General features: G+C 68.3%; 5 protein-coding genes. 2 read left to right on the top strand and 3 right to left on the bottom strand.

Going from position 1 to position 5,498, the window contains the following annotated elements; all coding sequences use genetic code 11:
- Positions 1-13 precede the first annotated feature (13 nt).
- Positions 14-1,612 (bottom strand): MDR family MFS transporter, encoded by a 1,599-nt coding sequence (locus RIN80_RS26010; RefSeq protein WP_309098087.1) that lies wholly within the window; start codon positions 1,610-1,612, stop codon positions 14-16.
- Between the two features lie 124 nt (positions 1,613-1,736).
- On the opposite strand from RIN80_RS26010, the gene RIN80_RS26005 reads away from it, so the two are divergent.
- A complete protein-coding gene (locus tag RIN80_RS26005; protein WP_309098086.1) occupies positions 1,737-2,333 on the top strand; it encodes a helix-turn-helix domain-containing protein in 597 nt (198 codons plus the stop codon).
- Positions 2,334-2,349: 16 nt separating this feature from the next.
- On the opposite strand, the gene RIN80_RS26000 is transcribed toward RIN80_RS26005, so the two are convergent.
- Positions 2,350-3,054 carry a M23 family metallopeptidase gene (locus RIN80_RS26000; RefSeq protein WP_309098085.1) on the bottom strand — a complete coding sequence of 235 codons (705 nt, stop codon included), beginning with the start codon at positions 3,052-3,054 and terminating at the stop codon, positions 2,350-2,352.
- A 451-nt stretch (positions 3,055-3,505) separates the two neighbouring features.
- Here RIN80_RS26000 and RIN80_RS25995 point away from each other — a divergent pair, with 451 nt between their 5' ends.
- Positions 3,506-4,141 (top strand): HAD family acid phosphatase, encoded by a 636-nt coding sequence (locus RIN80_RS25995; RefSeq protein ID WP_309098084.1) that lies wholly within the window; start codon positions 3,506-3,508, stop codon positions 4,139-4,141.
- 65 nt (positions 4,142-4,206) lie between these two features.
- Here RIN80_RS25995 and RIN80_RS25990 read toward each other — a convergent pair.
- Positions 4,207-5,498, bottom strand: a 1,292-nt coding sequence (locus RIN80_RS25990) for an AAA family ATPase (protein WP_309098083.1), incomplete at its 5' end; no start/stop codon positions are given.

Here is a 5,498-nt window from a genome sequence, read left to right as displayed (position 1 = left end):
GGAGCGACGCCGGTTACACCGCCTCGGCCACCGGCGTCCGGGACGCCGGTCCGCCCGCCGTGCCGTCCTCCGCCGGTTTCGGGCCCGCTCCCTTCAGCGGTACCTCCTTCACGAACACCGCCGCCGCCAGCGCCAGGACCGCCACCGCCGCTCCGAGCAGGAACGCAGAGTGCGTGCCGGCCGCGACCGCGTGCTGGTAGGCCTCCCGGGCCGCCTCCGGCAGCTTGGCCAGGCTCGCCTGGTCGAGCTGGGCGGACTGCTCGGTCACCTTGGAGCCCAGCGCCCCGGCCCGCTCGGCCATGACGTCCTGGACGCGGTGGTTGAACAGCGCGCCCATGATCGCCACGCCGAAGGAGGAACCGAGCGTGCGGAAGAGGGTCGCGGACGAGGACGCGACGCCCATGTCCTTCATCTCCACGCTGTTCTGCGCGACGAGCATGGTGATCTGCATCAGGCAGCCCATCCCGAGGCCGACCACGGCCATGAACACGCCGGAGGTGAGCCGGGAGGTCCCCGTGTCCATCGTGGACAGCAGGTACAGGCCGACGATCATCAGTGCGCTGCCGAGCACCGGGAAGACCTTGTACCTGCCGGTGCTGGTCGTCACCCGCCCGGCGACCATCGACGTCACCAGCATCGCGCCCAGCATCGGCAGGAGCAGCAGCCCCGAGTTGGTCGCGGAGGCCCCCTGCACGGCCTGCTGGTAGAAGGGCAGGAACAGGGTGGCGCCGAACATCACGAAGCCCGTGATGAAGCCGATGACCGACATCAGCGTGAAGTTCCGGCTGCGGAAGATGTGCAGCGGCAGGACCGGCTCCGCGGCCCGCGTCTGCCAGAACACGAACCCGACGAGCGCGGCGACACCGATGCCGATCAGCTCCATGATCCGCGCCGAGGACCAGGCGTACTCGGTGCCGCCCCACGTCGTGACCAGCACGATCGCGGTGATGCCGACGGTCAGCAGCACGGCGCCCGGGTAGTCGATCCGCGCCTGCGCCCGCTTCTTCGGCAGGTGCAGCACGGCACTGACGGCGACCAGCGCGACCGCGCCGAGCGGCAGGTTGATGTAGAACGCCCAGCGCCAGCCCCAGTTGTCGGTGATCGTGCCGCCGACCAGCGGGCCGCCGATCATCGCCAGCGCCATGACGCCGGCCATCATGCCCTGGTACTTACCGCGCTCCCGGGGCGGGATCAGGTCGCCGATGATCGCCATGACGCCGACCATCAGACCGCCGGCGCCGAGGCCCTGGATCGCCCGGAAGCCGATGAGCTGCCCCATGTCCTGGGCCATGCCGCTGAGCGCCGAGCCGATCAGGAACAGCACGATCGACGACAGGAACGTGCCCTTGCGGCCGTACATGTCGCCGAGCTTGCCCCACAGCGGGGTGGAGGCGGCGGTGGCGAGCGTGTACGAGGTGACGACCCACGAGAGGTGTTCGAGCCCGCCCAGCTCACCGACGATGGTCGGCATCGCCGTACCGATGATCATGTTGTCGAGCATCGCGAGCATCATCGCGATCATCAGCGCGAGGAGCACGACCCGCACGCTCCTGGGCTTCTTCCCCCCGGTGCCGGCGTCAGCCGCCACCGTGATGTCCGTTGTGTCCGCCATCGCTTCCCACTCCCCCAGCTACCACTACTTACTTGCCGACCGGCTAGTGACTACACTCGGGAAGCTAGCCGCGGAACTAGCCGGGCGTCAAGTAAGTTTTATGGAAAGCGAGCGGCGTAGGAGGATGGGCGGCACCATGGACGGCACCAGGCAGCGGCGCCGCGGGGACACCCGCCGGCGCATCCAGGACGTGGCCCTCGGCCTCTTCGCGGAGCAGGGCTACGAGAAGACGTCCCTGCGCGAGATCGCCGAGCACCTGGACGTCACCAAGGCGGCGCTCTACTACCACTTCAAGACGAAGGAAGAGATCCTCGTCAGCATCTTCGAGGACCTCACGCAGCCGATCGAGGACCTGATCGACTGGGGCCGGCGCCAGCCGCACACGCTGGAGACCAAGCAGGAGATCATCCGCCGCTACGCCGACACGCTCGCCCAGGCGGCACCGCTGTTCCGCTTCATGCACGACAACCAGGCGTCGGTGCGGGACCTGCGGATCGGCGAGTCCTTCAAGGCGCGGGTGCACAGCCTGCGCGACATCATCGTCGACCCGGACGCGGACCTGGTCGACCAGGTCCGCTGCGCCAGCGCGATCTTCACGCTGCACGCCGGGATGTTCCTGCTCCAGGACGTGGGAGACGACCCCGAGGAACGGCACAAGGCCGTCCTCGAGGTCGCCACGGACCTGGTGACCCAGGCCCACCGGGGAGCCAGGGGCTCCTAGGGATCCGTCGGCCCGGTCAGACCTTCACGCCCTTGGCGCGCAGGAACTTCACCGGGTCGACCGCCGAGCCGTAGTTCGGGGTCGTGCGGATCTCGAAGTGCAGGTGGGGGCCGCTGGAGTTGCCGGTGTTGCCGGAGCGGGCGATCTCCTGGCCGGTCTTGACGACCTGGCCGATCCGCACCTTGACCTGCGACAGGTGCGCGTACTGCGAGTACGTGCCGTTGCCGTGCTTGACCACGACGGCGTTGCCGTACGCGGGACCGTCACCGGCGCCGTTGGGGCCGGCCTTGACCACGGTGCCGCCGTGGGCGGCGACGACCTGGGTGCCGCTCGGGACGGCGTAGTCCTGGCCGCTGTGGGTCGACTGCCACATGCCGCCGTTCTGGGCGAAGCTCGCGGAGAGCTTGTACTTCTTCACCGGGTCGACCCAGGACGGCTTGGCCTTCTTGGCCGCCTTCTTCACGGCGGCGGCCTTCTTCTGGGCCGCCTTCTTCGCGGCGGCGGCCTTCTCGGCCTTCACCGCCTCGGCCTTGGCGGCCTTGGCCTGGGCGGCGGCCTGTGCCTGGACGGCACTGGCGGCACCGGACGCGGCCGTGGTGTCGGCGGCGGACGCGACCCCGGCCCCCAGTGCGGCCGAGACACCGAGGCCGGCGGCCAGCACGGTCGCACGGGTGCGGAGCTGGGACGTACGGGAAGAACGGGACGTGACGCGCTGGGACATCGAAACCTCGTGAGGAAGGGGACGGAGAAAACCACCCGGCGCGCAGTCGCTCGCCGAATGGCCATCCCTTGGTAACCCGAAGCCCGACAAACTCCCAAAAACGTGATCTACGACAGAAGTTAGTAATGTAGTTCAGTGTTCTACGTCTCTTGACACAGCTCCCATTCGGGACGAATCCGGCCATGAGCCCGCACTTCCGCCCCTTCTGCGGGGTCGACGCCCGGTCGGCACCCGCCTCCCCCTGTCCCGTTATCCACTATTCCAGCTAGTAACGGACATATCGCCTGTGCGGCATGTCACCGGGGTCCCTCTTCGGCCATTCCGGAAATGTGGCGCACGCCTCTAGGCACCTACCGTCCGGTAACCCTACGGTTCCCCTCGCGCCACCCTCGCCCACGAACATGCACACGACATGTTGGCAGCGTCATTGACGTGAGAGGACCCCCACGACATGCAGACCCGACGCCCCTGGCTGCGCCGCGCATCCGTCACCGCCGTCTCGGCGGCCGCCCTCGTGGCGATGGCCGCACCGGCGGAGGCCGCGAACCCGGCCCGCGCCTCCACGGCCGTCACCGCCGCGTCCGCCGCGGCGGACGTCGACTACGCCACCTGGCAGAAGGACTGCCAGGCGGTGATGGACCAGGCGCTGCCCTACCTGAAGCAGCGGATCGCGGCCCCGAAGCCCGGCGAGAAGCAGGCCGTCGTCCTCGACATCGACAACACGGCGCTGGAGACGGACTTCGGCTTCAGCTACCCGCAGCCGGCCAACAAGCCGGTCCTGGAGGCCGCCAGATACGCCCAGGAGCGCGGCGTCGCCGTGTTCTTCGTGACGGCCCGGCCCGGGATCATCTACTCGTTCACCGAGTACAACCTGAAGCAGACCGGATACCGGGTCTCCGGGCTCTACGTCCGCGGCTTCGTCGACCTCTTCAAGAACGTCGCCGACTACAAGACGGCTCAGCGCGCCGACATCGAGAAGAAGGGCTACACGATCATCGCGAACATCGGCAACAGCGCCACCGACCTCTCGGGCGGCCACGCCGAGCGCACGTTCAAGCTGCCGGACTACGACGGACAGCTCTCGTAGGGCTTCGGGCACGCGAGAGGGGCCGGTGCCTTTCGGCACCGGCCCCTCTCACTCGGCCGTGACGCTTACGCGTCCTTGCTCAGGTTCGGACCGGTGCCACCGGCCGCCTGCTCGATCGGCGGGACGTCCGGCAGGGCCGACTTCTCCTCGCCGCGGAAGGTGAAGGTCTTGGCCTCGCCCTCGCCCTCCGTGTCCACGACCACGATGTGGCCGGGGCGGAGCTCGCCGAAGAGGATCTTCTCCGACAGCGAGTCCTCGATCTCGCGCTGGATGGTGCGGCGCAGCGGACGCGCACCCAGCACGGGGTCGTAGCCCTTCTTGGACAGCAGCTCCTTGGCGGACTGGGAGAGCTCGATGCCCATGTCCCGGTCCTTCAGGCGCTCGTCCACCTTGCCGATCATCAGGTCGACGATCTGGAGGATGTCCTCCTGGCTGAGCTGCGGGAAGACGACCACGTCGTCGACGCGGTTGAGGAACTCGGGCCGGAAGTGCTGCTTGAGCTCGTCCGAGACCTTGTTCTTCATGCGCTCGTAGTTGGTCTTCGTGTCACCCGAGGCCGCGAAGCCCAGGTTGAAGCCCTTGGAGATGTCCCGGGTGCCGAGGTTGGTCGTCATGATGATGACCGTGTTCTTGAAGTCCACGACCCGGCCCTGGGAGTCGGTCAGGCGACCGTCCTCCAGGATCTGCAGCAGCGAGTTGAAGATGTCCGGGTGGGCCTTCTCGACCTCGTCGAAGAGGACGACCGAGAACGGCTTGCGCCGCACCTTCTCGGTCAGCTGGCCGCCCTCCTCGTAGCCCACGTAGCCGGGGGGCGAACCGAAGAGACGCGAGACCGTGTGCTTCTCGCTGAACTCCGACATGTCGAGGGAGATCAGCGCGTCCTCGTCGCCGAAGAGGAACTCGGCGAGCGCCTTGGACAGCTCGGTCTTACCGACACCGGACGGGCCGGCGAAGATGAACGAGCCACCGGGGCGCTTGGGGTCCTTCAGACCGGCGCGCGTACGGCGGATCGCCTTCGACAGCGCCTTGACGGCGTCGGTCTGGCCGATGACGCGCTTGTGGAGCTCCTCCTCCATGCGCAGCAGGCGGGAGGACTCCTCCTCGGTCAGCTTGAAGACCGGGATGCCGGTGGCGGTCGCGAGGACCTCGGCGATCAGCTCGCCGTCGACCTCGGCGACGACGTCCATGTCGCCGGCCTTCCACTCCTTCTCCCGCTTGGCCTTGGCGGCGAGGAGCTGCTTCTCCTTGTCGCGCAGGGAGGCGGCCTTCTCGAAGTCCTGCGAGTCGATCGCGGACTCCTTGTCCCGGCGGACACCGGCGATCTTCTCGTCGAACTCGCGCAGGTCCGGCGGCGCGG

This window comes from Streptomyces sp. (genome assembly GCF_031181705.1).
Taxonomy (GTDB): Bacteria; Actinomycetota; Actinomycetes; order Streptomycetales; family Streptomycetaceae; genus Streptomyces.
Note: the sequence above shows the minus strand (reverse complement) of the source record. Positions and strands in the feature narration are given on the sequence as shown.

Bases quoted from the DNA above. Each gene is read 5' to 3' on its own strand.
- RIN80_RS26010 (WP_309098087.1), bottom strand. From the start codon at position 1,612: ATGGCGGACACAACGGACATCACGGTGGCGGCTGACGCCGGCACCGGG.
- RIN80_RS25995 (WP_309098084.1), top strand. From the start codon at position 3,506: ATGCAGACCCGACGCCCCTGGCTGCGCCGCGCATCCGTCACCGCCGTC.
- RIN80_RS26000 (WP_309098085.1), bottom strand. From the start codon at position 3,054: ATGTCCCAGCGCGTCACGTCCCGTTCTTCCCGTACGTCCCAGCTCCGC.
- RIN80_RS26005 (WP_309098086.1), top strand. From the start codon at position 1,737: ATGGGCGGCACCATGGACGGCACCAGGCAGCGGCGCCGCGGGGACACC.